The 537-nt window shown below is 57.0% G+C and carries 1 protein-coding gene; it reads left to right on the top strand.

The genetic code is table 11. The annotated features are described in order from the left end of the window. Positions 1-537, top strand: a 537-nt coding sequence (locus tag SOP95_RS31520) for a DUF2817 domain-containing protein (protein WP_323609517.1), incomplete at both ends; no start/stop codon positions are given.

Raw genomic sequence — 537 nt, 5'->3', positions numbered from 1 at the left:
AAACGATTGACTGGAGCAATGTCCGCGACGAACTGACGCGCGAGTATGGCGCGAAGCGGCTGGTTTCGGCTGCCGGTGGAGGTCAGATCATTGAGCCAACGGGCATGAATTATATCGGCACCGGCCCCTCTTGGTCGCGCTCCGTGGTTGAGAACCTCCTTCCTAAGATATTCGCTGGAACGAAGAAAATTGCTTTCATCGAGTGGCACACCGGTCTCGGTGATTATGGTGAGCTCAGCCATATCCCGATGATGGAGCCCGGTTCGGAGGGGTATGAGCGTATGTTCGAATGGCTCGGTGACGACGCGCGCTCGACTTGGGCAAAAGGGATGGGCGATTTCGATGGCGTGACCCCGGATTATCGGGGCTGGTTTTCCGCTTGGCTTCCGAGTACTGCACCGCAGGCTGAATGGACTGGCATGGTGATCGAGGCCGGCACCTATGGCGTCGTTGAGGTCATGGACGGAATACGAATTGACCGCTGGCTGAAGTTCGGCAAAGGACGCTCTTATCTTTCGCGCGATGAAATGCGCGTCA

Source organism: Pseudomonas sp. YuFO8, assembly GCF_035065025.1.
GTDB classification, from domain to species: domain Bacteria; phylum Pseudomonadota; class Gammaproteobacteria; order Pseudomonadales; family Pseudomonadaceae; genus Aquipseudomonas; species Aquipseudomonas putida_AE.
Note: the sequence above shows the minus strand (reverse complement) of the source record. Positions and strands in the feature narration are given on the sequence as shown.